Source organism: Actinomadura sp. NTSP31 (assembly GCF_041951385.1).
GTDB classification, from domain to species: domain Bacteria; phylum Actinomycetota; class Actinomycetes; order Streptosporangiales; family Streptosporangiaceae; genus Spirillospora; species Spirillospora napierensis.
This window is the reverse complement of record NZ_JBGNUT010000025.1, coordinates 1-26,707: the sequence shown is the minus strand read 5'-3', so window position 1 is coordinate 26,707 and position 26,707 is coordinate 1. Positions and strand designations below refer to the sequence as shown.

Below are 26,707 nucleotides of genomic sequence, written 5' to 3'. Positions count from 1 at the left end.
CCAATCTGAATTCCGCAAGGAGAAACACACGTGTCCGAGCGCACTCTCGTCCTGGTCAAGCCCGACGGCGTCCGCCGCGGGGTCGTCGGCGAGGTCATCTCCCGGATCGAGCGCAAGGGCCTGACGCTCGTCGCGCTGGAACTGCGCACCCTGACCCGGGAGACCGCCGAGGCGCACTACGCCGAGCACTCGAGCAAGCCCTTCTTCGGCGAGCTGGTCGAGTTCATCACCGGCGGCCCGCTGGTCGCGATGGTCGTCGAGGGCCCGCGCGCCATCGAGGCGTTCCGCGCCCTGGCCGGCGCCACCGACCCGGTCGCCGCCACGCCCGGCACCATCCGCGGCGACCTCGCCCTGGAGATCGGCGAGAACATCGTGCACGGCTCGGACGCGCCCGACTCCGCCGAGCGCGAGATCAAGCTCTTCTTCCCCGAGGTCTGAGCATTCCAGGGGGCACCCCCGGGAACCGCCGTCGGCCGACACGCGGGCCGGATCACTCCGGCCCGCGTTGCTTTAGCTAAAAGCGGCCTGGTCAGGACTCGTTTTTTGGGCGACGCGCGGCGCGGGGGCCACTGCCCGCGAGCGGGCCCGCACGTTACGATGGACACGCCGCTCTACACGCCCGACAATCATGAAGGGCTCCCTTTCTTCATGGGTAACAAGCTGTCGTTTCTCGGCCGTGACATGGCGGTCGACCTTGGCACCGCGAACACGCTCGTGTACGTCCGGGGACGCGGCATCGTCCTCAACGAGCCCTCGGTCGTGGCGATCAACACCAACACCGGCAAGATCGTCGCGGTGGGCATCGAGGCGAAGCGGATGATCGGCCGCACGCCCGGCAACATCGTGGCCGTCCGCCCGCTCAAGGACGGTGTCATCGCCGACTTCGACGTCACCGAGCGGATGCTCCGCTACTTCATCCAGAAGGTCCACAAACGGCGGCACTTCGCCAAGCCGCGCATCGTGGTGGCGGTGCCGAGCGGCATCACCGGGGTGGAGCAGCGCGCCGTCAAGGACGCCGGCTACCAGGCCGGCGCCCGGCGCGTCTACATCATCGAGGAGCCCATGGCCGCCGCGATCGGCGCCGGGCTGCCCGTCTACGAGCCGACCGGCAACATGGTGGTCGACATCGGCGGCGGCACCACCGAGGTCGCGATCATCTCGCTCGGCGGCATCGTGACGAGTCAGTCGGTGCGGGTCGGCGGCGACGAGCTGGACCAGGCGGTCATCTCCTTCTCCAAGAAGGAGTACTCGCTGATGCTCGGGGAAAGGACCGCCGAGGAGATCAAGATGGCGATCGGGTCGGCCTATCCCGGCGCCGACGAGGAGCCGCACGCCGAGATCCGCGGCCGCGACCTGGTCAGCGGCCTGCCGAAGACCGTCGTGATCTCCGCCGAGGAGGTCAGGCGGGCGATCGAGGAGCCGGTCAACGCGGTCGTGGACGCCGTGAAGACCACGCTCGACAAGTGCCCGCCGGAGCTCTCCGGCGACATCATGGACCGCGGGATCGCCCTGACGGGCGGCGGTGCGCTGCTGAAGAACCTGGACGAGCGGCTCCGCGAGGAGACCGGGATGCCGATCCACCTGGTCGACAACCCGCTCGACTCGGTGGTGCTCGGCACCGGCAAGTGCGTCGAGGACTTCGAGTCGCTCCGGCAGGTCCTCGTGCCGGAGTCGCGGCACTGAACAACCGGCGGCGACCACAGAATCCGGAGGTCGGTGGGTGAAGGACACCCGGCGCACCCGCATGGTCCTCGGCGTGCTGCTCGTCGCGGCCCTCGCGATGATCACCGTGGACTACCGCGGCGGGGACCACTCGCCGCTGAGCGGGATGAGGAGCCTCGGCGCGGCCGTGTTCGGGCCGGTCGAGCGGGCGTCGGCGTCGGTGGTGCGGCCGGTCGGCAACACCTTCGGCGCGATCACCGACGCGCCGGGCGAGAAGCGCCGCGCCGACCGCCTCGCCCGCGACAACCAGCGGCTGCGCGAGCAGCTGCGCTCCACCCGGCTGGACCAGGACCGCGCCGCGCAGCTGCAGCGGCTGCTCGGCTCCGCCGGGATGGGCGGCTACAAGATCCTCGCCGCGCAGGTGATCTCCGCCGGCCAGGGCTTCGAGGACACCGTCACCATCGACGCCGGCAGCGGCAGCGGCGTCCGGCCCGACATGACCGTGATGAGCGCGGACGGGCTGGTCGGCCGGGTCACCCGGGTCGGCCCCGCGACCGCGACCGTGCTGCTGGCCACCGACCAGACCTCCTCCGTCGGGTCCCGCCTGGAGGACTCCAAGGAGATCGGCATCGTGCAGGGCGCCGGCCGGCGCGGCCTCGGCGGCGGCGGCACCCCGCTGCGGTTCCAGCTGCTGGACGCCAGCGCGCCGGTGCGGGTCGGGCAGCGGCTCGTCACGCTCGGCTCGCAGGGCGAGCGGCCGTACGTGCCGGGCGTCCCGATCGGCACCGTGGAGCGCATCGACGCCGCCACCGGCGGGCTGACCCGCACCGCCTACGTCAAGCCCTTCGTCCACTTCACCAGCCTGGACGTGGTCGCCGTCGTGGTGGCCCCGCCGAAGACCGACCCGCGCGACGCGGTGCTGCCGGCCAAGCCCGCGCCGCCGCCGTCGCCGAGCCCGACGCCGTCCCCCAGCGGTTCGCCCGGCGACAAGAGCAAGAAGAAGAAGGGCAAGAAGGGGCCCAAGACCGAAGCGGACGGCACCGCCACCCCGTCCGCGAACCCGAGCTCGGGGGGATGACGTGCTGAACCCACCGGAGGCGTCACAGACCGGCCGCGCCCTCACCACCGTGGTGGTGATCGTGGTGGCGCTGATCCTGCAGGTGTCGGTCGCCAACCGGCTGCCGCTGCCCGGCGGCGTCCAGCCCGACCTGGTGCTGCTGGCGGTGGTGGCGCTGGCGCTGGTGTCCGGCTCGATGACCGGGATGGTCACCGGGTTCCTGGCGGGCCTCGCCGCCGACATCGTCCCGCCCGCCGACCACACCATCGGCCGGTACGCGCTCGTCTACTGCCTGATCGGGTACCTGTGCGGCATCGCGTCCGCCGAGATGGACCGGCAGACGGCCGTGCCGTTCTTCGCGGTCGCCGCCGGCGCCCTCGCGGGCACCGTGCTGTACGCGGTGACCGGCATGATCCTCGGCGACCCGCGCGCCCAGTGGGACACCGTGTCGAGCATGGTGCCGCTCCAGGTCGGCTACGACGTGGTCGCCAGCCCCTTCGTCGTGTGGGCGGTGCTGCGCGTGACCCGCAGGTACGAGCGCGGCGAGCGCTCCCGCGGGGACCGCCTGTCGGTGCCCGCCGCCCGCTACCGCGCGATGTCGGGGCGGGGCGGCGGCCTGTGAACCCCAGGACGCACTTCCGCATCGTCGTCCTGTACGTGCTCGTCGGGCTCCTGCTGCTGGTGCTGATGGGCCGGCTGTGGAGCATGCAGATCCTCGACGGCTCGCACTACCAGCAGCTCGCCGACCAGAACCGGACCCGTGACATCGTCGTCCCCGCCGTCCGCGGCATGATCCTGGACGACCGGGGCGTCCCGCTGGTCCGCAACCGCAGCGCGCTCGTGGTGTCGGTCGACCGGACGACGCTCTCCCGGCAGAAGGACGGCGGCAAGGCCGTGCTGCAGCGCCTCGCCGGCGTCCTCGGCACCACCTACCAGGACGTGGCGGACCGGATCCGGCTGTGCGGCCCGAACGTCAAGCGCCCGTGCTGGCCCGGCTCGCCGTACCAGCCGATCCCCGTCGAGGACCACGTCGACCCGAAGCGCGCCCTGCAGATCATGGAGCGGCAGGAGGACTTCCCCGGGGTGACCGCGCAGGTCCAGGCCGTCCGCGAGTACCCGCGGCCGGACGGCGCGACCGCCGCGCAGGCGCTCGGCTACCTGCAGCCGATCACCCAGGAGGAGCTCGACAAGCGCAAGGGCCTGAAGGTCACCGGCTACAGCGGCGTCGACCTGATCGGCCGGGACGGGCTGGAGGCCCAGTACGACGCGGCGCTGCGCGGCGAGCCCGGGTTCCGCCGGGTGCTGGTCGACAGCCAGGGCCGCGTCACCGGCACCGCCGAGGAGAAGGCGGCCGAGCCGGGCGGCAACCTCGTCACCAGCATCGACGCGGGCGTCCAGGGGGCGGCGGAGAAGGCGCTCAAGCACGCCATCGAGAACGGCCGCAAGGCCGGCCACCCGTCCGACGCGGGCGCCGCGGTGGTGATGGACGTGCAGACCGGCCGGACGGTCGCGATGGCGAGCTACCCGACCTACGACCCGAGCATCTGGACCGGCGGCATCTCGCAGGACCAGTACGAGGCGCTGCTCGGCAAGAAGAAGGGCGAGCCGCTGATCTCGCGGGTCACCCAGGGCCAGTTCGCCCCCGGCTCCACCTTCAAGATCTCGTCGGTGTCGGCGGCGGTGAAGGACGGCTACCCGCTGAACGGCACCTACCAGTGCCCGGGCTCGTTCGACGTCGGCAGCCGCGCGTTCCACAACTTCGAGGGCGAGGCCCTCGGCTCGATGAACCTGCACACCGCGCTGGTGAAGTCGTGCGACACGGTCTTCTACAAGTTCGCGTACGAGGAGTGGCTCCGCGACGGCGGCATGCACCCGAAGCGGAGCCCGTCGGACCCGATGGTGAAGATGGCCCGCAACTACGGGTTCGGGAAGGCCACCGGCATCGACCTGCCGAACGAGTCGACCGGCCGCATCCCGGACCGCGGGTGGAAGAAGGACTACTGGGACGCCACCAGGAAGGCCGACTGCAAGGCGGCCAAGAGCGGCTACCCCGACGTGCAGAAGACCGACCCGGCGCGCGCCGCGTACCTGAAGTCGGTCGCGGCGGAGAACTGCGTCGACGGCTACGTGTGGCGCGCCGGTGACGCGGCGAACTTCTCGGTCGGGCAGGGCGACGTGCTGGTCACGCCGCTGCAGCTCGTCCGGGCGTACGCGGCGGTGGCCAACGGCGGCAAGCTGGTCACGCCGCGGCTGGGCGTGGCGGTGCTGCGCCCGGACGGCTCCGTCGAGCGCCGGGTCAGCGCGCCGCCGCCGGGGAGGCTGCCGGTCGACCCGAAGGTGCTGGCCTACATCCGGAGCGGCCTGGCCGGGGTCACCAAGAGCGGTACCGCCGCCGGGGCGTTCAACGGCTTCGACTTCAAGAAGGTCGACGTGGCCGGCAAGACCGGTACCGCGGAGGTCTACGGCAAGGACGACAACTCGTGGTTCGCCTCGTTCGGCCCGGTGAAGCACCCGCGCTACGCGGTGATCGTCATGGTCGCCCAGGGCGGGCAGGGCGCCGTGACTGCGGCCCCGGCAGTCCGGGAGATCTGGGAGGCCATGTACGGGACGAAGAAGCAGAAGCCGCTGCTCAAGGACGGCAGGCTCCCGTCGGAGCTGCCGAAGGCCCCCGTCGAGGGAGCGGCGCCGTGAGCGCCGCGGGCGCGCGGGGCCCTGCGCCGGCGGACGGAGCGGGACGATGCTGAACAGCACCGGAGTCGGATCGGTCGGCGGGTACGGGGACCGGAGCCTGTGGCAGGGCCGGCTCGCGGGGCTGCGCAAGCTGGACTGGCCGCTGACGGTCACCGTGCTGGTGCTGTCGGTGGTCGGCGCGCTGCTGGTGCGCTCGGCGACGTTCCAGCTGGCGGTCGAGCACGGCGACGACCCCGAGGGCTTCCTGAAGCGGCACGTCCTCAACCTGATCATCGGGTTCGTGCTGGGCGGCGTCGTCACGGTGCTGGACTACCGGCTGCTGCGCGCCTACGTCCCGATCCTGTACGCGCTGGCCTGCGTCGGCCTGCTGGCGGTGCTGACCCCGCTGGGCTCCACGATCAACGGCTCGCACTCGTGGATCGTCCTCGGCGGCGGGTTCCAGATCCAGCCGTCGGAGTTCGCGAAGGTCGGCCTGGTGGTGCTGCTGGCGATGATCCTGGGCGAGCCGCGGGACGGGGAGATCGGCCCCGGCCGCCGCGACGTGCTGCTCGCGCTGGCGCTCGCCGGGGTGCCCGGGCTGCTGATCATGCTGCAGCCCGACCTCGGCACCACGCTGGTGTTCATCGCCGTCGTGCTGGGAATGCTGGCGATCTCCGGGGCGCAGAAGCGCTGGCTGGCGGGGCTCGTCGGGGGCGGCGCGGTCGCCGGGGCCGCGGTGTTCTTCTTCGGGCTGCTGAAGAAGTACCAGATCGACCGGTTCACGGCGTTCCTGGACCCGTCCGCGGACCCGCGCGGCGCCGGCTACAACGCCCAGCAGGCCCGGATCGCGATCGGGTCGGGCGGGCCGTTCGGCAAGGGCCTGTTCAACGGCCAGCAGACCGGCGGGCACTTCGTGCCGGAGCAGCAGACCGACTTCATCTTCACGGTCGCGGGGGAGGAGCTGGGGTTCGTCGGCGCCGCCCTGATCGTCGTGCTGCTCGGCGTCGTCCTGTGGCGCGGGCTGCGCATCGCCGGCCAGGCCGCCGACCTGTTCGGCACCCTGGTGGCGACCGGGGTGGTGTGCTGGCTGGCGTTCCAGTCGTTCGAGAACATCGGCATGACGCTCGGCATCATGCCGATCACCGGGCTGCCGCTGCCGTTCGTGTCCTACGGCGGCTCCGCGACCTTCGCGAACATGATCGCCTTCGGCCTGCTCCAGGCCGTGCACATCCGCCGCCGCCCGTTCGATTAGCGTGCGGCGGTAGGCTGGGCGTTCATCCCATGCCTGCAGCACGGAGGACATCGCCATGCCTGTCGAGTCGCTCTTCCCGCGCCTGGAGCCGCTGCTCCCGAGCGTGCAGAAGCCGATTCAGTACGTCGGCGGCGAGCTGAACTCGCAGATCAAGGACTGGGACGGCACCGACGTCCGGTGGGCGCTGATGTACCCCGACGCCTACGAGGTGGGGCTGCCGAACCAGGGCGTCCAGATCCTCTACGAGATCCTGAACGAGCGCGAGGGCGTGCTGGCGGAGCGGACCTACTCGGTCTGGCCCGACATGGAGGCCGTCATGCGCGAGCACGGCATCCCGCAGTTCACCGTGGACGCGCACCGCCCGGTCGCCGCGTTCGACGTGTTCGGCGTGTCGTTCTCCACCGAGCTCGGCTACACCAACCTGCTGACGGCGCTGGACCTCGCGGGCATCCCGCTGGAGGCGGCGGACCGCGGCGACGAGCACCCGATCGTGGTCGCGGGCGGGCACGCGGCGTTCAACCCCGAGCCGATCGCCGACTTCGTCGACGCCGCCGTGCTCGGCGACGGCGAGGAGATCGCGCTGGCGATCACCGAGGTGATCCGGGAGTGGAAGGGCGAGGGGTCGCCCGGTGGCCGCGACGAGCTGCTGCTGCGGCTCGCGGCGTCCGGCGGCGTGTACGTGCCGCGCTTCTACGACGTGACGTACCTGCCCGACGGCCGGATCCAGCGGGTCGCGCCGAACCGCCCGGGCGTCCCGTGGCGGATCGAGAAGCACACCGTCATGGACCTCGACCAGTGGCCGTACCCGAAGAAGCCGCTGGTGCCGCTGGCCGAGACGGTGCACGAGCGGTTCAGCGTGGAGATCTTCCGCGGCTGCACCCGCGGCTGCCGGTTCTGCCAGGCCGGGATGATCACCCGTCCGGTGCGGGAGCGGTCGATCACCACGATCGGCGCGATGGTCGACCAGGGGCTGAAGGAGTCGGGCTTCCAGGAGGTCGGGCTGCTCAGCCTGTCCAGCGCCGACCACAGCGAGATCGGCGACGTCGCCAAGGGCCTCGCCGACCGCTACGAGGGCACCAACACCTCGCTGTCGCTGCCGTCCACCCGCGTGGACGCCTTCAACATCACGCTCGCCAACGAGTTCTCCCGCGGCGGCCGGCGCTCCGGCCTGACGTTCGCGCCGGAGGGCGGCTCCGAGCGGATGCGCAAGGTGATCAACAAGATGGTCACCGAGGACGACCTGATCCGCACCGTCACGACCGCCTACGAGAACGGGTGGCGGCAGGTCAAGCTCTACTTCATGTGCGGGCTGCCCACCGAGGAGGACGAGGACGTCCTGGCGATCGCCGGGATGGCCAAGCGGGTCATCCAGGCGGGCCGCGAGGCGACCGGCCGCAGGGACATCCGCTGCACCGTGTCGATCGGCGGGTTCGTGCCGAAGCCGCACACCCCGTTCCAATGGGCCGCGCAGTGCGACCACGAGACCGTCGACCGCCGCCTCAAGGCGCTCAAGGAGGAGCTGCGCGGCGACAAAGAGTACGGCCGCGCGATCGGGCTGCGCTACCACGACGGACAGCCGTCCATCGTCGAGGGCCTGCTGTCGCGCGGCGACCGCCGCGTCGGCAAGGTCATCCGGGCCGTCTGGGAGGACGGCGGCCGGTTCGACGGCTGGAGCGAGCACTTCTCCTACGAGCGCTGGACGGCCTGCGCCGCGAAGGCCTTCGCCGGCGAGCCCGTCGACCTGGACTGGTACACCGTCCGGGAGCGCGACGAGGTCGAGGTGCTGCCCTGGGACCACCTCGACGCCGGCCTGGACCGCGAATGGCTCTGGCAGGACTGGCAGGACGCCGTCGACGAGACCGAGGTCGAGGACTGCCGCTGGACCCCCTGCTACGACTGCGGCGTCTGCCCCACCATGGGCACGGAGATCCAGATCGGTCCCACGGGAAAGAAACTGTTGCCGCTTTCGGTCGTCTGACGGCGCCCGGCGAGCCGCGAACCCCCGATGAAACCGGGCTTTTCGGGCCGGTGGCCTGCGCGGGCGCGGCCGGTCCGGGGACGGGGCCCGGCGCAACGATGCCCGCCGACCCGTACTCTATAGAGAGACGTTGATTTCGACTCGGCACGAGTAGGAAGGACCAGAACCCTGGCACCCATGCCGGAGGGTCCGGCACCGGCCCCCGTGATCCAGCGCCTGCGCGTGCGGTACGCCAAGCGCGGCAGGCTGCGGTTCACGAGCCATCGCGACATTTCCCGGGCCGTGGAACGCGCCGTCAGGCGCGCCGGGATCCCGGTCGCGTTCAGCGCCGGATTCACCCCGCACCCGAAGATCTCGTACGCGGGTGCGGCGGCGACAGGGGTGGCCAGCGAGGCCGAGTACCTCGAGATCGGGCTCACCGAGACCCGCGACCCTGCGCGGGTACGGGACGAGCTCGACGCGGCCCTGCCCCCCGGCCTCGACATCCTGGATGTCGTACCGGCCGGGACGGGACGCGCCGGCGAGGCGGCGGCGAAGCCCGCCGCGTTCGCCGATCGGCTCGAGGCGTCCGAGTGGCGGATCCGGCTGGACGGGGTGTCGCACGACACCGCCGCCGCTGCCGTGGCCGCCTTCACGGCCGCCGGCGAGATCGAGGTCGAGCGCCTCACCAAGAAGGGGCGGCGCCGGTTCGACGTGCGCGCTGCCGTGTCCTCCTGCGAGCTGGACCGGCGCGCCGCGGAGGCGGCGGATGCCCCTTGTGCGATACTTCGAATGGTTGTTCGGCATTCCACACCCGCCGTACGACCCGACGACATCCTCACCGGACTGCGCCAGGTCGCCGACCTCGCGCCGCCGTCACCGCCACTGGTGACCAGGCTGGCGCAGGGGCCCCTGGACGCGGCCACCGGTGGACTCGCGGATCCCCTGGATCCCGACCGGGAGACCGGTCCGCCCTCCGGCGACGGAGCCGGGGCGGACGGCGGCGCACGGCCGCGTCCCGGGGACGCCGCGAGCGCGGATGCCGTCAGCGCCTGATCGTGAGGCCGAAGCCGTGGCGACACGGAACCGGCCCCGCAGGGGACGGCGGGCGCACCCCCGACGACTTCGTCGTCACGACCGGACCACCGTCCGGCGGTGACGACGCCGATGACTGACGGAGCGCTCCCGCGCGGCGCACCGCACGGCCCGCCCCCTGGCGGAACGAGCGGTCGCGCCCGGGAGCCTGACGGGAGATTGCCCGGATGCTTGATAACGAAGCCGATGCGGCCAGCGCCGAAGGCACCGACGAACAGACCGATGGCGCCGCGACTGGGAGCGCGGCCCCCGAGAGCGGGCCGGAGAGCGGCCCGCAGAACGAGGCGGCCTCGGGCGTGACGTCGCGCCCGCGGCGCCGCGCGAGCCGCCCGGCCGGCCCGCCGCCCGACGTGGAGGACGCGCCCGCGGCCGAGGCCCCCGCGGCCGCCGCGCCGGAGCAGGCGCCCGAGCCGGAGCCGGCGGCCGAGCCGCCCGCGAAGAAGACCACCCGGGCCCGCACCCGGACCCGCGCGGCCAAGGCCGCCGAGACCGCCGAGCCCGTGCCTCCGACGGGGGCCGAGACGTCCCCGGAGATCGCCGCCGAGCCCGCTCGGGCCGCCGGGCCCGTCGCCGGGGAGCCGGCCGCCGAGGCCCCCGCCGAGCCGGCGCGCCGCACCCGCACCCGCCGCCGTCCGGCGGCCGAGAAGACCACCGCGGACGACGCCGCCGCCGAGGCCTCCGCGCCTCCCGCGGCGCCGAGGGTCCCGCCGGTGCCGTCCGTGCCGGAGGTGCCCTCCGTGCCCGTCGCCGGGGCCGAGCCGGACGCCGGCCAGGTGTCGGAGACCGAGCCCGCCAGCGGCGTCGGCGTCCCGGGCGTGACGTTCCAGCCGCCCATGGTCGTGTTCCAGCCCCCGCAGCCGAAGGCGGAGACGCCCGCGCGGGAGAAGGACGAGCCGAAGCCCGAGCCCGCCGACCGGGACCGGCACCAGGACCAGGACGAGGACCAGGACGAGGACCGCGACACCGGCGAGGACGAGGGCGACCACGGCCCGTCCGACGAGGACGACTCCGAGGACCGGCCGTCGCGCCGGCGCCGCCGCAGGGGCGGCCGCGGCCGCGGCCGCGGCGGCAAGGAGGGCGGCGAGGACGAGGCCGACGAGGCCGAGGAGCCCGAGCCCGCGGAGGCCAAGGAGAAGGACAAGGGCAAAAAGGACGAGGGCAAGAAGGACGAGGAGCCCGCCAAGCCCGCCAAGTCCAGGTCCAGGTCCGCCAAGGCCAAGGGCAAGGACAAGGAGAAGGACGAGCAGGCCGCCGAGGCCGAGCACGAGGACGACCACGACGACGAGGGCGACGACGAGGGCGGCCAGGCCGGCAGCCGCCGGCGGCGGCGCCGCCGGCGCCGGTCGGGCGTCGAGACCGACGGCAACGGCCCCGACGACCCGCCGAACACCGTCGTGCACGTGCGCACCGCCCGCGAGGAGCGCGCCGCCGCCGAGGACGAGGTCCAGTCCGTCCGCGGCTCCACCCGGCTGGAGGCCAAGAAGCAGCGCCGCCGGGAGGGCCGCGAGCAGGGCCGCCGCCGCCCACCGGTGATCACCGAGGCGGAGTTCCTGGCGCGCCGCGAGGCCGTCGACCGGGTCATGGTGGTGCGGCAGGAGGGCGACCGCACGCAGATCGCCGTGCTGGAGGACGACGTCCTCGTCGAGCACTACGTCAACCGCGCGACGCACCAGTCGTACGTCGGCAACGTCTACCTCGGCAAGGTGCAGAACGTGCTGCCGTCGATGGAGGCGGCGTTCGTCGACATCGGCAAGGGCCGCAACGCGGTCCTGTACGCGGGCGAGGTCAACTGGGACGTCGCCGGCCTGGTGGGCCAGCCGCGCCGCATCGAGTCGGCGCTGAAGTCCGGCCAGTCGGTGCTGGTGCAGGTCACCAAGGACCCGCTCGGCCACAAGGGCGCCCGGCTGACCAGCCAGGTCTCCCTGCCCGGCCGCTACCTGGTGTACGTGCCGGACGGGTCGATGACCGGCATCAGCCGCAAGCTGCCCGACAAGGAGCGCAGCCGGCTGAAGTCGATCCTGAAGAAGGTCATGCCGGAGCACGCGGGCGTGATCGTCCGCACCGCCGCCGAGGGCGCCACCGAGGAGGAGCTCGGCCGCGACGTCTCGCGGCTGGCCGCCCAGTGGGAGAGCATCCAGAAGAAGGTCAAGACCGCCTCGGCGCCGTCGCTGCTGTACGGCGAGCCGGATCTGACGATCCGGGTGGTCCGCGACATCTTCAACGAGGACTTCGCCAAGCTCGTCGTCTCCGGCGACGAGGCCTGGGACACCGTCTCGGAGTACGTCGAGTACGTCGCGCCGCACCTCGCCGACCGCGTCGAGCGCTGGACGGGCGACCAGGACGTGCTGGGCGCGTTCCGGATCGACGAGCAGATCGCCAAGGCCCTGGACCGCAAGGTGTGGCTGCCGTCCGGCGGCTCGCTGGTGATCGACAAGACCGAGGCGATGACGGTCGTCGACGTCAACACCGGCAAGTTCACCGGGCAGGGCGGCAACCTCGAGGAGACCGTCACCCGCAACAACCTGGAGGCGGCGGAGGAGATCGTCCGCCAGCTCCGGCTGCGCGACATCGGCGGCATCGTCGTGATCGACTTCATCGACATGGTGCTGGAGAGCAACCGGGACCTGGTGCTGCGCCGGCTCGTCGAGTGCCTGTCGCGGGACCGTACCAAGCACCAGGTCGCCGAGGTCACCTCGCTGGGCCTGGTGCAGATGACCCGCAAGCGGGTCGGCCAGGGCCTGCTGGACGCGTTCTCCGAGACCTGCGAGTGCTGCAACGGCCGCGGCATCCACGTCCACCTCAACCCGGTCGAGCTGAAGCCCGAGAAGGCCGCCGGCAAGGAGCCCGCCCGCCGCCGCAAGCGCAAGGGCGAGGTCGAGAAGGCCGTCGAGGAGAAGCTGGCCCAGCGCGAGACGCGGCGGGAGCCGGCCGAGCCGAAGGGGGAGGCCGAGCCGGTCCCGGCCGCGGAGCCGGAGGCCGCGCGCCCCGAGCCGGCCCGGACGCGGCCGAAGAGGTCCCGTCCCGCCAAGCGTCCCGCCGGCCCGCCGCCCGAGGTCGACGGCGAGGAGCCGCCCGCGCAGGCCGCCGTGGAGGCGGCCGACGCCGCCGAGGAGGTCGCCGGCACCTCGCCCGGCATCCTCGACGACGAGCCCGTCGACGTCCCGGCCGAGTCGAACGGCGCCGCCCCGGTGGCCGCGGAGGCCGACGGGGCCGGTCCCGAGGCGGCGTCCGCCGACGACGAGGCCCCGCGCCGGCGCCGCACCCGCCGCCGCGCGGCGGCGCAGGCCGACAGCGAGTGATCCCGCGCCGGCCCGGGGGAGGCCCCGGGCCGGCGCAGGTTCGCGTTGGGGTCGAGGAGTCCAGTACACTCGGAGGTCGGCGCGCCTAGCGGCGCGTCGCCCGATACAAGTGCCGCGAGCCCCGTCCGGGGCCCGTCCGGTGCGCACCTCGCCGATCCGGTGAGGTCGAGCAGAGAGCGTCAGGGGTCCGCCCCGGCGCGCCGCCCTCGGCCCGGTGCCGGGGGTAGGCCCTCATCCGGGGGCTGGTGTAAGCCACGTGCGGGACCGGTTCAGTCCGGAAGCGCGCGCAGACGAGAGGTTTCCGCGGTGTACGCGATTGTCCGCGCAGGCGGCAGGCAGGAGAAGGTCGCCGTCGACGACGTGCTGACCGTCGACAAGCTGGCCGGCGAGGTCGGTTCGACCGTCACGCTCCAGGCCCTGCTGGTCGTCGACGGCGACAACGTCGTCAGCAAGGCGGCCGACCTCGCCGGGTACGAGGTGACCGCCGAGATCCTCGGCGCGGTCAAGGGCCCGAAGATCAACATCATGCACTACCGGAACAAGACCGGGTACAAGCGGCGGATGGGGCACCGTCAGCCGTACACCGAGGTCAAGATCACCGGCATCGGCTCCGGGAAGTAAGGGAGAGCGGACAGATGGCACACAAGAAGGGCGCATCGTCCAGCCGTAACGGTCGCGACTCCAACGCCCAGCGGCTCGGCGTCAAGCGGTTCGGCGGCCAGGTCGTCAACGCCGGCGAGATCATCGTCCGCCAGCGCGGCACCCACTTCCACCCCGGCCCGGGCGTCGGCCGCGGCGGCGACGACACGCTGTTCGCGCTGGTCGCGGGCGCGGTGCAGTTCGGCCGGTACCGCGGCCGCAACGCCGTGAGCATCGTCCCGCCGGCGGAGTAGTCCGCCTGCGGTAGACGTTTTCCAGAGGGGCGGACCGGTGTGGTCCGCCCCTTTGCCCTGTTCATGGGCCGATGCCCTGTTCATGGGCCGACAGCGAGGAGGATCCACCGTGGCCGCAGGAGCGGGTTCGGGCGCGCAGTTCGTCGACCGGGTGGTGCTGCACGTCGCCGCGGGCGCGGGCGGCAACGGCTGCGCGTCGATCCACCGGGAGAAGTTCAAGCCGCTGGGCGGCCCCGACGGCGCGAACGGGGGGCGCGGCGGCAGCGTCGTGCTGGTCGTCGACTCCAACGCGGCGAGCCTGCTGGAGTACCACCGGCGGCCGCACCGCAAGGCGGCGAACGGGCGTCCCGGCCAGGGCGGGCACCGGACGGGCGCGGACGGCGCGGACGTGGTGCTGCCCGTCCCCGACGGCACCGTGGTGAAGGAGGGCGACGCGATCCTCGCCGACCTGGTCGGCGAGGGCACCCGCTTCGTCATCGCGCGCGGCGGGCAGGGCGGCCTCGGCAACGCGGCGCTGGCCTCGGCCAAGCGCAAGGCGCCCGGGTTCGCGCTGCTCGGCGAGCCGGGCGAGGAGCGCGACGTGGTGCTGGAGCTGAAGAGCGTCGCGGACGTCGCGCTCGTCGGTTTCCCGAGCGCCGGCAAGTCGTCGCTGATCGCGGCGCTGTCGGCGGCCAAGCCGAAGATCGCCGACTACCCGTTCACCACCCTGGTCCCGAACCTCGGCGTGGTCTCGGCGGGGGACACCACGTTCACCGTCGCGGACGTGCCGGGGCTGATCGAGGGCGCCAGCGAGGGCCGCGGCCTGGGCCTGGAGTTCCTCCGCCACATCGAGCGGTCCTCGACGCTCGCGCACGTGCTGGACTGCGCGACGCCCGAGCCCGGGCGCGACCCGGTCAGCGACTTCGAGGTCATCGAGCGCGAGCTCCAGGCCTACGACCGGGTCCTCGGCGACCGGCCGCTGTCGGACCGCCCGCGCATCGTGGTGCTGAACAAGGTGGACGTGCCGGACGCCCGCGACCTCGCCGAGATGATCCGTCCCGAGTTCGAGGCGCGCGGGCTGAAGGTGTTCGAGGTGTCCGCGGCCTCGCACGAGGGGCTGCGGGAGCTGTCGTTCGCGATGGCGGCGATGGTCACCGAGTTCCGCGCGTCGCTGCCGCCGGCGGAGCCGACCCGGATCGTGATCCGGCCGGAGCCGGTCCGCGGGGACGTCGACTTCGAGGTGCAGGACCTCGGCGAGAACACCTTCCTGATCACCGGGGCGAAGCCGGTGCGGTGGCTGCGGCAGACCGACTTCGCCAACGAGGAGGCCGTCGGGTACCTCGCCGACCGGCTGGCGCGGCTCGGCGTGGAGGACGCGCTGACCGAGGCCGGGGCGAGCGCCGGCGCGACCGTGCTGATCGGCACGCCCGACGACTCGATCGTGTTCGACTGGGAGCCGGAGATCCCCGCCGGCGCGGCCGGGCTCGGCCCGCGCGGCACCGACCGCCGCTTGGACGGCCACTACTGATGCCGACGGAGTCGGCCCGGGGGGAGTGGGGGGTCGTCCCCCCTCGAGAAGCACTGCACCGCGGAATTCCCCAAGGAGGGAGGCGCCCATGAGCGCGCGCGAGGCGATCGCGAAGGCCCGCCGGGTCGTGGTGAAGGCCGGGTCGTCGTCGCTGACCACCCCGCAGGGCGCGATCGACGCGAACCGCATCGACGCGCTGGTGGACGTGCTCGCCGCGCGCCGCGCCGAGGGCGCGGAGATCGTGTTCGTGTCGTCCGGCGCGATCGCGGCGGGCCTCGGCCCGCTCGGGCTGACCCGCCGGCCCCGCGACCTCGCGACGCAGCAGGCCGCGGCGAGCGTCGGGCAGGGGCTGCTGTTCGCCCGCTACACCTCCTCGTTCGCCCGGTACGGGGCGACGGTCGGGCAGGTGCTGCTCACCGCCGACGACATGATCCGCCGGACCCACCACCGCAACGCGCAGCGCACGCTGGAGCAGCTGATCACGCTCGGGATCCTGCCGATCGTGAACGAGAACGACACCGTCGCGACCGACGAGATCCGGTTCGGCGACAACGACCGGCTCGCCGCGCTGGTCGCGCACCTGATCCGCGCGGACGCGCTCGTCCTGCTCTCGGACGTGGACGCGCTCTACACCGGCGACCCGCGCCGTCCCGGCGTGCGCCGCATCACCGACGTGCACGGCCCGGACGACCTCGCGGAGGTCGAGCTGGGCGGGTCCGGGCGGGTCGGCACCGGGGGGATGGTCACCAAGGTCGAGGCGGCCCGGATCGCGGGGATCCCGGTCGTGCTGACGAACGCCGCGTCCGCCGCGCACGCGCTGACGGGCGACGAGGTCGGCACGCTGTTCCACCCGGCGGACGGCCGCCGGATGTCCACCCGCGACCTGTGGCTCGCGCACGCCACCACCGGCCAGGGCCGCCTCACGCTGGACGCGGGCGCCGTGGACGCGGTGGTGCGGCGCCGCAAGTCGCTGCTGCCCGCCGGCGTGACGGGCGTCGAGGGCGACTTCGCGGCGGGCGACCCCGTCGACCTGTGCGACCCCGGCGGCCGGGTCGTCGCGCGCGGCCTGGTGCACTACGACGCGTCCGAGATCCCCGAGCTGATGGGGCGCTCGACCCGCTGGCTGGCGCGCGAGCTGGGCGCCGAGTACGAGCGGGAGATCATCCACCGCGACCACCTGGTGGTCCTGACCGAGCAGTGAGGAGTTCGCGATGAGCGAGCGCGAGCAGTTCCTGATGGTGGCGCGGCGCGCCCGGGAGGCGGCGTCCGGGCTGGCGCCGCTGCCGCGGGCGGCCAAGGACGCGGCGCTGCACGCGATCGCGGACGCGCTGGTCGCGGCGGTCCCCGAGATCGTCAAGGCGAACGAGGCGGACGTCGCGCGGGCCCGCGAGAACGGCACGTCCGAGTACATGATCGACCGGCTGAGCCTGGACGAGGGCCGCATCGGAAAGATCGCCGACGCGGTGCGCAAGGTGGCGGTGCTGCCCGACCCGGTGGGGGAGTCGGTGCGCGGGGGCGTGCTGCCGAACGGGCTGGAGCTGCGGCAGATCCGGGTGCCGCTCGGCGTGGTCGGGATCATCTACGAGGGCCGCCCGAACGTGACGGTGGACGCCGCCGCGCTCTGCCTGAAGAGCGGGAACGTGGCGATGCTGCGCGGCTCGTCGTCGGCGCACGACTCCAACACGGTGCTGGTCCAGGTGATGCAGGGGGCGCTGGCCGGGACCGAGGTGCCGTCGGACGCGGTGCAGCTCGTTCCGGGCACGTCCCGCGAGTCGGTGAAGCACCTGATGCGCGCGCGCGGGCTGGTGGACGTGCTGATCCCGCGCGGCGGCGCGTCGCTCATCAACTCGGTGGTGGAGGAGTCGACCGTCCCGGTGATCGAGACGGGCGTCGGGAACTGCGCCGTCTACGTGGACGCCGCCGCCGACGTGGACATGGCGGTCGACATCCTGCTGAACGCCAAGACGCAGCGCCCGTCGGTGTGCAACGCCGCCGAGACGTTCCTGGTGCACGCCGACATCGCCGACACGTTCGTCCCGCGCGCGCTTGAAGCACTGAAGAAGGCCGGTGTCACCGTGCACGGCGACGAGCGGATCCGCTCGTACGGCGACGACGTGGTGGAGGCGACCGAGGACGACTGGTTCGCCGAGTACCTGTCGCTGGACATCGCGGGCCGCGTCGTCGACTCCCTGGAGGACGCCGTCGCGCACATCCGCACGTACGGTTCCGGCCACACCGAGGCGATCGTGACCGCGTCGCAGCCGGCCGCGAAGCGGTTCGTCGCGCTGGTCGACTCGGCCGCGGTGATGGTGAACGCCTCGACGCGGTTCACCGACGGCGAGGAGTTCGGGTTCGGCGCGGAGATCGGCATCTCGACGCAGAAGCTGCACGCGCGCGGCCCGATGGGGCTGCCGGAGCTGACCTCGACCAAGTACGTCGTCACGGGCGAGGGCCACACCCGCGGCTGACCGGACGGGCGCCGGATTGTGACACTGTGACCCTTGATGTCACGTTCATGGGCATGGTCTGATTCGGCGTGTGAATCCTGAGATCAGCCGGCGCCGCGTCCTGAAGGGCGCCGCCCTCGGCGCGGGGATCGCCACCACCGGACTCGCCGCGTTCCCCGCGCGCCCGGCCGCCGCCGCGGCGCCCCCGCTGCGCGGCCCCGCCGCCGGCACCACCCTCGACCGCACCTACGTGCTCGGGAAGCCGGGCGCCGGCGGCTACCGGCCCGTGACCGTCGGGCCGGGCGAGCCGCACCTGCTCCGCCGCGACCTCGGCGGCACCGCCTCCCCGAAGCGGGCCGCCACGCGGCGCGGCGTCCTGGCGTTCGGGCAGCTCACCGACGTGCACATCGTCGACGCGCAGTCCCCGGCGCGGGTCGAGTTCGCCGACCGGCTCAAGGACTCCGTCGGCATGCTGCCCGTCGAGGGCGCCTACCGGCCGCAGGAGATCCTCACCACCCAGGTCGCCGAGGCGATGGTCCGCGCCGTCAACACGGTCGGGCGCGGCCCGGCCACCGGGCTCGGCCTGTCGTTCACCATCAACACCGGCGACGCCGCCGACAACGTCCAGTACAACGAGCTGCGCTGGATCATCGACCTGCTCGACGGCGGCCGGATCCGCCCCGACTCCGGCGACCCGAACCGGTACGAGGGCGTCATGGACCACGCGTCCTACGACCGCGCGTTCTGGCACCCGGACGGCCCGCCCGCCGGCGGGCAGCCCGACATCCCCATGGCCAGGTACGGCTTCCCGCACGTCAAGGGCCTGATCGACGCCGCGCGCCGGCCCTTCGCCGCGACCGGTCTGACCATGCCGTGGCTCGCCGCGTTCGGCAACCACGACGGCCTCGTCCAGGGCAACCTGCCGGTCAACCCGATCGTCTCCGGCCTCGCCACCGGCGGCATCAAGATCGGCGCCCCGGCGGACGGCGCGCAGGCGCAGCGCCTCGCCCGCATGATGGAGAGGGCCGACGCCGCCGAACTCGTCCGGCTCAGCCGCGAGCAAGGGGGAGCGGGCGGCCTGTTCCGCCAGGTCACCCCCGACCCGAACCGGCGGATGCTGTCGCGCGCCGAGGTCGTCGCCGAGCACTTCCGCACGTCGGCGTCCCTGCGCGGCCACGGCTTCACCCAGGCCAACCTCCGGGACGGGACCGCCTACTACGCCTTCGACCGGGGCATCGTCCGCGGGCTCGTCCTCGACACCGTCAACCCGAACGGCTACTCCGAGGGCTCCCTGGACAAGGCGCAGTTCGCATGGCTGGAGGCCCAGCTCAAGGCGGGCAGCAGCCGCTACCTGGCGGCGGACGGCTCGACCGTCCGGCACGCCGCGAAGGACCGGCTGTTCGTCCTGTTCAGCCACCACCCCATCGCCTCGCTGACGAACCCGCTCGGCGGCGGACGCGTCCTCGGCGACGACGTGGAGGCCCTGCTGCTGCGCCACCCGAACGTCGTCCTGTGGGTGAACGGGCACACGCACCGCAACCAGGTGATCCCGCACGCCCGCCCGTCCGGCGGCGGGTTCTGGGAGGTCAACACGGCCGCGCACATCGACTTCCCGCAGCAGAGCCGCATCGTCGAACTCGCCGACAACCGCGACGGCACCCTCTCGGTCTTCGCGACCGTCCTGGACTCCGCCGGCCCCGCCTCCTACGGCGGGCGCCTCGCCGACCCCGTCCACCTGGCGTCGCTGTCGCGCGAGCTCGCGGGCAACGACTGGCAGGACCGCGCCGAGAACCGCCGCGGCGAGACCGCCGACCGCAACGTCGAACTGCTCGTCCCCGCGCCGTTCTGACGCACGGAAAAGGGCCGCCGTGTCCGTGTCACGGCGGCCCCGCTCTTCCGGGAACGGCTAGTTGTCCCGGCGGTTGAACCGGTCGAACAGGCCGCCCGCCGCGTTCGCCGCCGCGTCCGCCATGTCGCGGACCTTGCCGACGAACGGGTCCGCGGTCCGCTCCCACGACTCGCGGTAGGACTTCGCGGCGTTCTTCATCTCGTCGGTGACCGACGCGCCGCCGTCGTCGTCGCGGCGCGGGTAGTCGCCCGCGAGGATCCGCTCGTACTCGCCGCTGCGCGCCCACCGGTCGATCTCCGCGAACCGGATGACGGCGAACGGGTGCGACTGCCCGAGCAGGTTCAGGAACTTCAGCAGCCCGTCCCGCACGTCGCCGGCCGCGTCGTACTCGCGGGCCTGCTGCAGGAACGCCTCGCTGCTCATCTCGTGCAGCCGCGTCCCGCCGGCCAGCTTCATGTTGACCCGCTTCGCCGCGTCCAGGTCCTGGCCCGCCAGCAGGCCCGCCCGGTCCGACGACAGCTCCGCCTTCCGGAACCACTCGCGCAGCCCGATGATGATCGCCGCGATGCCGATGTTGCCGAGCGGCAGCCACGCCAGCCGCGACCCGAGCTGCAGCAGGATCTGCATCATCGTCTGGTACACCGCGTGCCCGGACAGGATGTGCCCGACCTCGTGCCCGATGACGAACCGCAGCTCCTCGTCGTCGAGCAGGTCGAGCAGCCCGGTGTTCACCACGATGAACGGGTGGTCGGAACCGAGCGCCATCGCGTTCGGCGTCGGGTCCTGCCGGACGTAGACCTCCGGGACCTCCGGCATGTCCAGGATGTAGCAGGCGTCGCGCACCATGTCGTTCAGGTGGTGGAACTGGTCGTCGCCGACGCGGACCGTCCCGCCGAGGAACATCAGCCGCAGCGACCGCTCGTTGACCAGCCCCGACAGCTTGCGCAGGACGACGTCGAACCCGGACAGCGAGCGCAGCGCGACCAGCGCCGAACGGTCCGCCGGGTGTTCGTAGGCCCGGGAACTGATCCCGGGAAAGCGCGTCCGTGCCCGATCCGGTGTGTTCTCCGTCATGTCAGACCTCCTGGCGCATGCATGACCCCGCAGCTGTGAGGGGACGAAGGGACGCCGCGCTCCCGGACGGGACACGGCGACTTCGGACAGATGGTTGCGAACGATTGTCCGGCGTTCGATCACACATTCGGTTAGTGTTCTCGGCGTGACGCTGAGTGTGCAGCGATCGTTCAAGTATCGCTTCTATCCCACCCGGAAGCAGGCTGAGCACCTGACCCGCACCTTCGGATGCGTCCGCCTCGTCTACAACAAGGCACTGGAGGAGCGCACGCGGGCGCGTCTGGATGGACGGTCGATGACCTACAAGGACTCGTCGGCCACCTTGACGGCATGGAAGCGCACCGCTGATCTGACGTTTCTGAACGAGGTCTCCTGCGTACCGCTGCAGCAGGCCTTGCGCCATCTGGACGCCGCCTTCGGCAACTTCCTCGCCAAGCGCGCCGCGCATCCCCGATACAAATCGCGTAAACGTTCTCGTGCCTGCGCTGAATACACCCGCTCGGCGTTCAAATACGCAGGGGGGTCGCTCACCCTTGCGAAGATGGATGAGCCGCTCAACATCGTCTGGTCGCGGCCATTGCCGGACGGAGCGCACCCCAGCACCGTGACGCTGACCCGTGATGCGGCCGGAAGGTGGTTCGTGTGCCTGCTGTGTCGAGCCGAGAGCCGACCCTTGCCACCGTTGCGCAAGGCCGTCGGCCTGGACGCCGGGCTGGCTTCCCTCGTCACCCTCTCCACCGGCGAGAAGGTCTCCAACCCCCGCCATGAGGCGGTGGACCGGCGCAGATTGAAGGCGGCCCAACATGCGTTGTCGCGGAAGCGGCCGGGGTCGGCCAACCATGCGAAGGCACGGCTGCGCCTGGCTCGCTTGTACACCCGGATCGCCGACCGGCGCCGCGACTTTCTGCACAAGCTCACCACCGGTCTCGTCCGCGATAACCAAACGGTCGTGATCGAGGACCTCAACTGCCGCGGCATGGCTCGCAACCACCGGCTCGCCCGTGCGATATCGGACGCGGCGTGGTACGAGCTGCGATCGATGCTCCGGTACAAGTGTGCCTGGTACGGGCGTGAGCTGGTAGTGATCGACCGCTGGTTCCCCTCGTCCAAACGGTGCTCGTCCTGCGGCGTCGTCCGAAAGAGCCTGCCGTTGAGCGCGCGCACCTGGGAGTGTTCGTGCGGCACGGTCCACGACAGGGACGTCAACGCAGCGCGCAACGTCCTCGCCGCCGGGCTGGCGGAGAGGTGAAACGCCTGTGGAGCTGATGTCAGACCTCAACGGAGATTCTTTCCGGGCGGGCGGTCGGCGATGAAGCAGGAATCTCCTTCTGATGGGGGAGATGCCAAGTCTGGCATGGTAGTTCCGACGAACCACTTTGCCGCAGGGTTCCCCGGTGCGGAGCCCGCGTCCGGCTGTGGCCTGCCCGGGAGGCGCGCGTGTTCGATCCCCATGCCGAGGCGATGCCGACCGACGAGCGGGCCGCGCTGCAGCGGCACCGGTTGTGGGGGCTGGTCGACCGGCTCATCGCGGCGGACGGCGTGCAGGGCCGGCGGCTGAAGGAGGCCGGTGTCGGCGGCGGGGCCGACGTCATGCTCGCCGACCTCCGGCGGCTCCCGTTCACCACCAAGCAGGACCTCTGGGACAACTACCCGTTCGGGATGCTCAGCGTGCCGCGCGACCAGGTCGCCGCCGTGCACGGGTCCAGCGGGACGCGCGGCCGGCCCACCCTCGTCGCCTACACCAGGGCCGACCTCGACCTGTGGGCCGCGATGTGCGCGCGGTCGCTGGCGTGCGCGGGCGCCGTGCCGGGCAGCATCGTGCACAACGCGTACGGGTACGGGCTGTTCACCGGTGGAATCGGCATCCACCAGGGCGCCGTCGCGCTCGGCGCGACCGTCGTGCCGATGTCGGGCGGGATGACCGACCGGCAGGTCCGGATGCTCGCCGACCTCCGCCCCGACGTCCTGACCTGCACCCCCGCCTACGCGCTGCGGCTCGGCGAGGCCGTCGCCGAGGCCGGTGTCGAACTGCCCGCGCTGAAGGCCGGGCTGTTCGGCGCCGAACCGTGGTCGGCGGAGCTGCGCGCCGCGATCGAGGCCGTCCTGCCGATCAAGGCGATGGACGTCTACGGGCTCTCCGAGGTCATCGGCCCCGGCGTCGCCACCGAATGCCTCCAGCAGGACGGCCTGCACGTCAACGAGGACCACTTCGTCGTCGAGGCCGTCGACCCGTCCACCGGCGACCCCGTCGAGGACGGCACGCCGGGCGAGCTCGTCTTCACCACCCCGACCAAGCAGGCGCTGCCGCTGCTGCGCTACCGGACCGGCGACATCGCCTCCCTCACCCGCGGCGAGTGCCCCTGCGGCCGGACCCTCGTCCGGATGAGCAAGGTCATCGGGCGCGCCGACGACATGATCGTGGTCCGCGGCGTCAACGTGTACCCGAGCGAGGTCGAACGGGTGCTGCTCGGGTCCGGGCTCGTCCGCCCGCACTACCAGCTCGTCGTGGACCGCCGCCGTCCCGCCGTCCGGCTCCTCGTCGCCTGCGAGGCCCTCTCCGGCGACCCCCGCGAGCGGCTCGCGCACCGGCTGCGCGAGGCGCTCGGCCTCAGCGCCGAGGTGTTCACCCTCCCCGAGGGCACCGTTCCCCGGGTGGAGGTCGGCAAGGCCGTCCGCGTGGTGGCCTGGGAGGACGGCCGCCCGCCGCTGCCCGGCCTGGCCTGAGACCCGGGCGGGGGCCGGACGTTCCGGACCCGGCCCGGCTGGCTATTCTCGTCGCCATGACGCAAAAGCGCCGGTTGGGGATCATGGGCGGGACGTTCGACCCGATCCACCACGGCCACCTCGTGGCCGCCAGCGAGGTCGCCCACTTCTACTCCCTCGACGAGGTGGTGTTCGTCCCGACCGGCCTGTCCTCCCACAAGGAGGGCCGCACGGTCACCGCCGCCGAGGACCGCTACCTCATGGCCGTCATCGCCACCGCGTCCAACCCGCGGTTCTCGGTCAGCCGCGTCGACGTCGACCGCCCCGGCCCCACCTACACCGTCGACACCCTCCGCGACATGCGGGAGATCCACGGCCCCGACGCCGAGCTGTTCTTCATCACCGGCGCCGACGCCCTGGACAAGATGCTCACCTGGCACGACACCGAAGAGCTGTTCGAGCTCGCGCACTTCGTCGGCGTCACCCGCCCCGGACACCGCCTCGCCGACCCCGGCCTGCCCGACGGGCGCGTCTCCCTCATGGAGGTCCCCGCCCTGTCGATCTCCTCCACCGAGTGCCGCGAGCGCGTCCACTCCGGCGAACCGATCTGGTACCTCGTGCCGGACGGCATCGTCCAGTACATCAACAAGCGCGACCTCTACCGGACGGACGCCGCCTGACCGGCGCCTTCTCCGGACGGACCGTCCTGGAGCGCCGCATACCCTGGAACAGGGGGCTGGACGCCCGTACCAGCCCGCACACCGACGAACAGGGCCGTCGGCCGCCACCCGTGAGAAGGTGTTAGCCGAGACGACCCCTACAGGGAGGATCGCGAGCGCATCGTGACCGCATCCGACAGGGCGGCGCAGCTCGTCCGGATCGCCGCCGAGGCGGCGGGCGACAAGCTGGCCGACGACATTCTTGCCTACGACGTGAGCGAGCAGCTCGTCATCACCGACGCGTTCGTGCTCTGCTCGGCGCCCAACGACCGGCAGGTCCGCGCCATCGTCGACGAGGTCGAAAAGCGCCTGCGCGAAGAGGCCGGCGCCAAGCCCGTCCGCCGCGAGGGCGAGCGCGAGGGACGCTGGGTCCTGCTCGACTACGCCGACGTCATCGTGCACATCCAGCACGAGGAGGACCGGCTCTTCTACGCCCTCGAGCGGCTCTGGAAGGACTGCCCCCTCATCGCCCTGCCCGACGGCGTCAACGCCCACATGCGGCAGCGCGCCCGCGTCGTCGGGAGCACGAGTGAGTGACGCCCGCCCCGCCCGCGAGCCGGGCAAGCGCACCCTCCTGCTCTGGCGGCACGGGCAGACCGCCTGGAACGTCGAACGCCGCTTCCAGGGCAAGACCGACATCCCGCTGGACGACACCGGCGTGGCCCAGGCGCGGCGCGCGGCCCGGCTCCTCGCCGGGCTGCGCCCCACCGCCCTGCTCGCCTCACCGCTGCGCAGAGCCGCCGACACCGCCCAGGCCCTCGCCGACATCACCGGACTCCCCGTCCAGTACGACAAGGACCTGATCGAGCGCGACGGCGGCGCCTGGGAGGGCCTCACCGCCCGCGAGATCCGCGAGCGCTACCCCGCCGAGCACGCCGCCTGGCAGCCGCCCGGCGGCGAGACCAGCGCCCAGGTCGCCAAGCGCGTCGGCGCCGCCCTCGAACGCGCCCTCGACGAACTGGCCCCCACCGGCAGGCTCGTCGTCGCCTCCCACGGCGCCGCCCTCCGCCTCGGCATGTCCCACCTCCTCGGCCTCCCCGAAGAGGTCTGGGAACGCCTCGGCGGCCTGTCCAACTGCTGCTGGTCCGTCATCACCGAGATGCGCGACGGCGGCTGGCGCCTCGCCGAGCACAACGCCGGCACCCTCCCCGAACCCGTCCTCGGCGACGACCGCACCGACAACGGCGCCTGACGCCCAAACGATTCGAGACCGACCCCCGCCGTCCTATACACTGGCGGAGCGCTGCGGGATGAACGTCCACGCAGTCGCACGGGGCTATGGCGCAGTTGGTAGCGCGCCTCCATGGCATGGAGGAGGTCTGGGGTTCGAATCCCCATAGCTCCACTCGGAGATGGGAGAGGTGTGCCCGCGGAAAGCGCGGGGCCGCCTCTCCTCGTCATTTCCCCCGGGGGACGACCCCCGGACCCCCGATGCGGGGGCTCCGCCCCCACGCCCCCGGCGCTTCGCGCCTTTTGGGGCTTCGCCCCTTGCCCCCCGCCGGCTCCGGCCTCCTGCCCCTTGAGGTTGCGGAGGGGGGTAAAGGTTAAACGGACATTGCGGGACGAATGGTCTGGGTGGTGGGGCGGGGGTGGTTTCATGCGGGGTATGGGCAGACACCGCAGGGGAGTGAAGCGCGAGGTCACCGTGGCCGACCTCATCGACGAGCTGCGCCGGTTCGATCCGCGGCTGGAGGTGCGGCTGGCGATCCAGCCGCGGATGCCGCAGGAGCACGTCGTCGGCGCCGTGACCGAGGCCGACGGGATGGTCTGGATCGGCGAGGCCGGACAGCGCGGCTACGCTCCGGACGAGGTCGGCGACCGCCTCGGCTGGACCTGACATGCCGGAGTGCGGGGTGTTCGCGGCGATCTACCCATGGCTGGGAGGGATGCGGGCACCAGGGGGTCTTCTCTTGGAATGAGGCGCTGCGTCGGCGCCCCTCCGCAAAGGCTTGGCCATGGCGGCGGCTACCTTTCCCCGGGCCGCGCTTCGCCGCATCGATCACGCGGGAACACGCCACGTAGTGGCGATGTGATCGAGATGAGGGTTGTACCTATGCGAAGCCGGATCTCCGGAAGAAGGCTGCTGCCCACCGCGCTGGCGGCGGCCTCGGTCGTGGCCGTCGCGGCCCCCGCGTCGGCCCAGGCGGCACCGCCGCCCGACCCCGCGGCCAACACGACCACCTCGACGCCCGCGGACAACGGCGACTGCGCCAAGGCCGTCAGCGTCCTGTCGGTACTGAAGCTCCTGCCGAACAGCCCGGACCTCGGCAAGGTCCTGTGCTCGGCGAACACCGCCGGCAAGGAGCAGGCGCCCGCGGCCGGCACCGCGCAGGCGCCCGCCGCCACCGGGAACGCGCAGCGGCCGGCCGCCGACGCCTCCGCCGAGTCCGCGCAGAAGCCGCAGGAGTACAACCTCCTCGGCCTGCCCGTCGAGTGGCCGAAAAGCCTCACCGTCCACGTCCCGACGATCAACGACCACTGGTACGTCTTCAAGTCGAAGCAGTGACGCCCACCGCGGGCCAC

22 protein-coding genes, 1 tRNA gene and 1 pseudogene are annotated in these 26,707 nt (G+C 72.5%); 23 read left to right on the top strand and 1 reads right to left on the bottom strand.

Annotated elements, in window-relative coordinates:
- Positions 1-30 precede the first annotated feature (30 nt).
- From ndk to ACA514_RS33875, 15 genes are all read left to right on the top strand, one after another.
- Complete coding sequence (gene ndk / locus ACA514_RS33945) at positions 31-438, top strand: nucleoside-diphosphate kinase (protein ID WP_344265384.1); 408 nt, start codon at positions 31-33, stop codon at positions 436-438.
- Positions 439-648: 210 nt separating this feature from the next.
- Complete coding sequence (locus ACA514_RS33940) at positions 649-1,683, top strand: rod shape-determining protein (RefSeq protein ID WP_375045352.1); 1,035 nt, start codon at positions 649-651, stop codon at positions 1,681-1,683.
- Between the two features lie 37 nt (positions 1,684-1,720).
- Positions 1,721-2,740 (top strand): rod shape-determining protein MreC, encoded by a 1,020-nt coding sequence (mreC, locus tag ACA514_RS33935; RefSeq protein ID WP_375045351.1) that lies wholly within the window; start codon positions 1,721-1,723, stop codon positions 2,738-2,740.
- A gap of 1 nt (position 2,741) precedes the next feature.
- Positions 2,742-3,341 carry a rod shape-determining protein MreD gene (mreD, locus tag ACA514_RS33930; protein ID WP_375045350.1) on the top strand — a complete coding sequence of 200 codons (600 nt, stop codon included), beginning with the start codon at positions 2,742-2,744 and terminating at the stop codon, positions 3,339-3,341.
- Complete coding sequence (gene mrdA, locus ACA514_RS33925; RefSeq protein WP_375045349.1) at positions 3,338-5,410, top strand: penicillin-binding protein 2; 2,073 nt, start codon at positions 3,338-3,340, stop codon at positions 5,408-5,410. The genes mreD and mrdA overlap by 4 nt, the downstream gene beginning before the upstream one ends.
- Before the next feature lie 46 nt (positions 5,411-5,456).
- Positions 5,457-6,641: a rod shape-determining protein RodA gene (rodA, locus tag ACA514_RS33920; protein ID WP_375045348.1), complete on the top strand. Its 1,185-nt coding sequence runs from the start codon at positions 5,457-5,459 to the stop codon at positions 6,639-6,641.
- 55 nt (positions 6,642-6,696) lie between these two features.
- The gene (locus ACA514_RS33915) at positions 6,697-8,619 is read left to right on the top strand and encodes a TIGR03960 family B12-binding radical SAM protein (protein WP_375045347.1); all 1,923 of its coding nucleotides are present in this window, start codon (positions 6,697-6,699) and stop codon (positions 8,617-8,619) included.
- A 177-nt stretch (positions 8,620-8,796) separates the two neighbouring features.
- Entirely contained in the window at positions 8,797-9,654 is an 858-nt protein-coding gene (locus tag ACA514_RS33910; protein WP_375045346.1) for a TIGR03936 family radical SAM-associated protein, read from the top strand.
- Between the two features lie 206 nt (positions 9,655-9,860).
- Positions 9,861-12,992, top strand: a complete 3,132-nt coding sequence (locus ACA514_RS33905) for an Rne/Rng family ribonuclease (protein WP_375045345.1) — start codon at positions 9,861-9,863, stop codon at positions 12,990-12,992.
- 306 nt (positions 12,993-13,298) lie between these two features.
- Positions 13,299-13,613, top strand: coding sequence for a 50S ribosomal protein L21 (rplU, locus tag ACA514_RS33900; protein WP_375045344.1), 315 nt, complete (start codon positions 13,299-13,301; stop codon positions 13,611-13,613).
- 14 nt (positions 13,614-13,627) lie between these two features.
- Positions 13,628-13,885, top strand: a complete 258-nt coding sequence (rpmA, locus tag ACA514_RS33895; protein ID WP_151544591.1) for a 50S ribosomal protein L27 — start codon at positions 13,628-13,630, stop codon at positions 13,883-13,885.
- Positions 13,886-13,994: 109 nt separating this feature from the next.
- Entirely contained in the window at positions 13,995-15,392 is a 1,398-nt protein-coding gene (obgE, locus tag ACA514_RS33890; RefSeq protein ID WP_375045343.1) for a GTPase ObgE, read from the top strand.
- Between the two features lie 88 nt (positions 15,393-15,480).
- Entirely contained in the window at positions 15,481-16,593 is a 1,113-nt protein-coding gene (proB, locus tag ACA514_RS33885) for a glutamate 5-kinase (RefSeq protein ID WP_375045342.1), read from the top strand.
- A gap of 10 nt (positions 16,594-16,603) precedes the next feature.
- Positions 16,604-17,860 (top strand): glutamate-5-semialdehyde dehydrogenase, encoded by a 1,257-nt coding sequence (locus ACA514_RS33880; RefSeq protein WP_375045341.1) that lies wholly within the window; start codon positions 16,604-16,606, stop codon positions 17,858-17,860.
- 70 nt (positions 17,861-17,930) lie between these two features.
- Positions 17,931-19,688: a TIGR03767 family metallophosphoesterase gene (locus ACA514_RS33875; RefSeq protein ID WP_375045340.1), complete on the top strand. Its 1,758-nt coding sequence runs from the start codon at positions 17,931-17,933 to the stop codon at positions 19,686-19,688.
- 57 nt (positions 19,689-19,745) lie between these two features.
- Here ACA514_RS33875 and ACA514_RS33870 read toward each other — a convergent pair whose 3' ends face one another.
- Positions 19,746-20,762 (bottom strand): M48 family metallopeptidase, encoded by a 1,017-nt coding sequence (locus ACA514_RS33870; RefSeq protein WP_375045339.1) that lies wholly within the window; start codon positions 20,760-20,762, stop codon positions 19,746-19,748.
- Between the two features lie 157 nt (positions 20,763-20,919).
- On the opposite strand from ACA514_RS33870, the pseudogene ACA514_RS33865 reads away from it, so the two are divergent.
- From ACA514_RS33865 to ACA514_RS33830, 8 genes and pseudogenes are all read left to right on the top strand, one after another.
- Positions 20,920-22,083: pseudogene (locus tag ACA514_RS33865) on the top strand (RNA-guided endonuclease InsQ/TnpB family protein); the annotation flags it as partial.
- 116 nt (positions 22,084-22,199) lie between these two features.
- Positions 22,200-23,486 (top strand): phenylacetate--CoA ligase family protein, encoded by a 1,287-nt coding sequence (locus ACA514_RS33860; RefSeq protein ID WP_375045338.1) that lies wholly within the window; start codon positions 22,200-22,202, stop codon positions 23,484-23,486.
- A gap of 56 nt (positions 23,487-23,542) precedes the next feature.
- On the top strand, positions 23,543-24,145 hold the full coding sequence (gene nadD / locus ACA514_RS33855) for a nicotinate-nucleotide adenylyltransferase (RefSeq protein WP_375045337.1): 603 nt from the start codon (positions 23,543-23,545) through the stop codon (positions 24,143-24,145).
- 162 nt (positions 24,146-24,307) lie between these two features.
- Entirely contained in the window at positions 24,308-24,721 is a 414-nt protein-coding gene (gene rsfS / locus ACA514_RS33850) for a ribosome silencing factor (protein WP_375045336.1), read from the top strand.
- Positions 24,714-25,376 (top strand): histidine phosphatase family protein, encoded by a 663-nt coding sequence (locus tag ACA514_RS33845; protein ID WP_375045335.1) that lies wholly within the window; start codon positions 24,714-24,716, stop codon positions 25,374-25,376. Before rsfS ends, ACA514_RS33845 begins: the two co-directional genes overlap by 8 nt.
- 80 nt (positions 25,377-25,456) lie before the next feature.
- Positions 25,457-25,529, top strand: a tRNA-Ala gene (locus ACA514_RS33840).
- Between the two features lie 261 nt (positions 25,530-25,790).
- The gene (locus tag ACA514_RS33835; protein ID WP_375045334.1) at positions 25,791-26,021 is read left to right on the top strand and encodes a hypothetical protein; all 231 of its coding nucleotides are present in this window, start codon (positions 25,791-25,793) and stop codon (positions 26,019-26,021) included.
- A 216-nt stretch (positions 26,022-26,237) separates the two neighbouring features.
- Positions 26,238-26,690: a hypothetical protein gene (locus tag ACA514_RS33830; RefSeq protein ID WP_375045333.1), complete on the top strand. Its 453-nt coding sequence runs from the start codon at positions 26,238-26,240 to the stop codon at positions 26,688-26,690.
- The last annotated feature ends 17 nt before the right edge of the window (positions 26,691-26,707 follow it).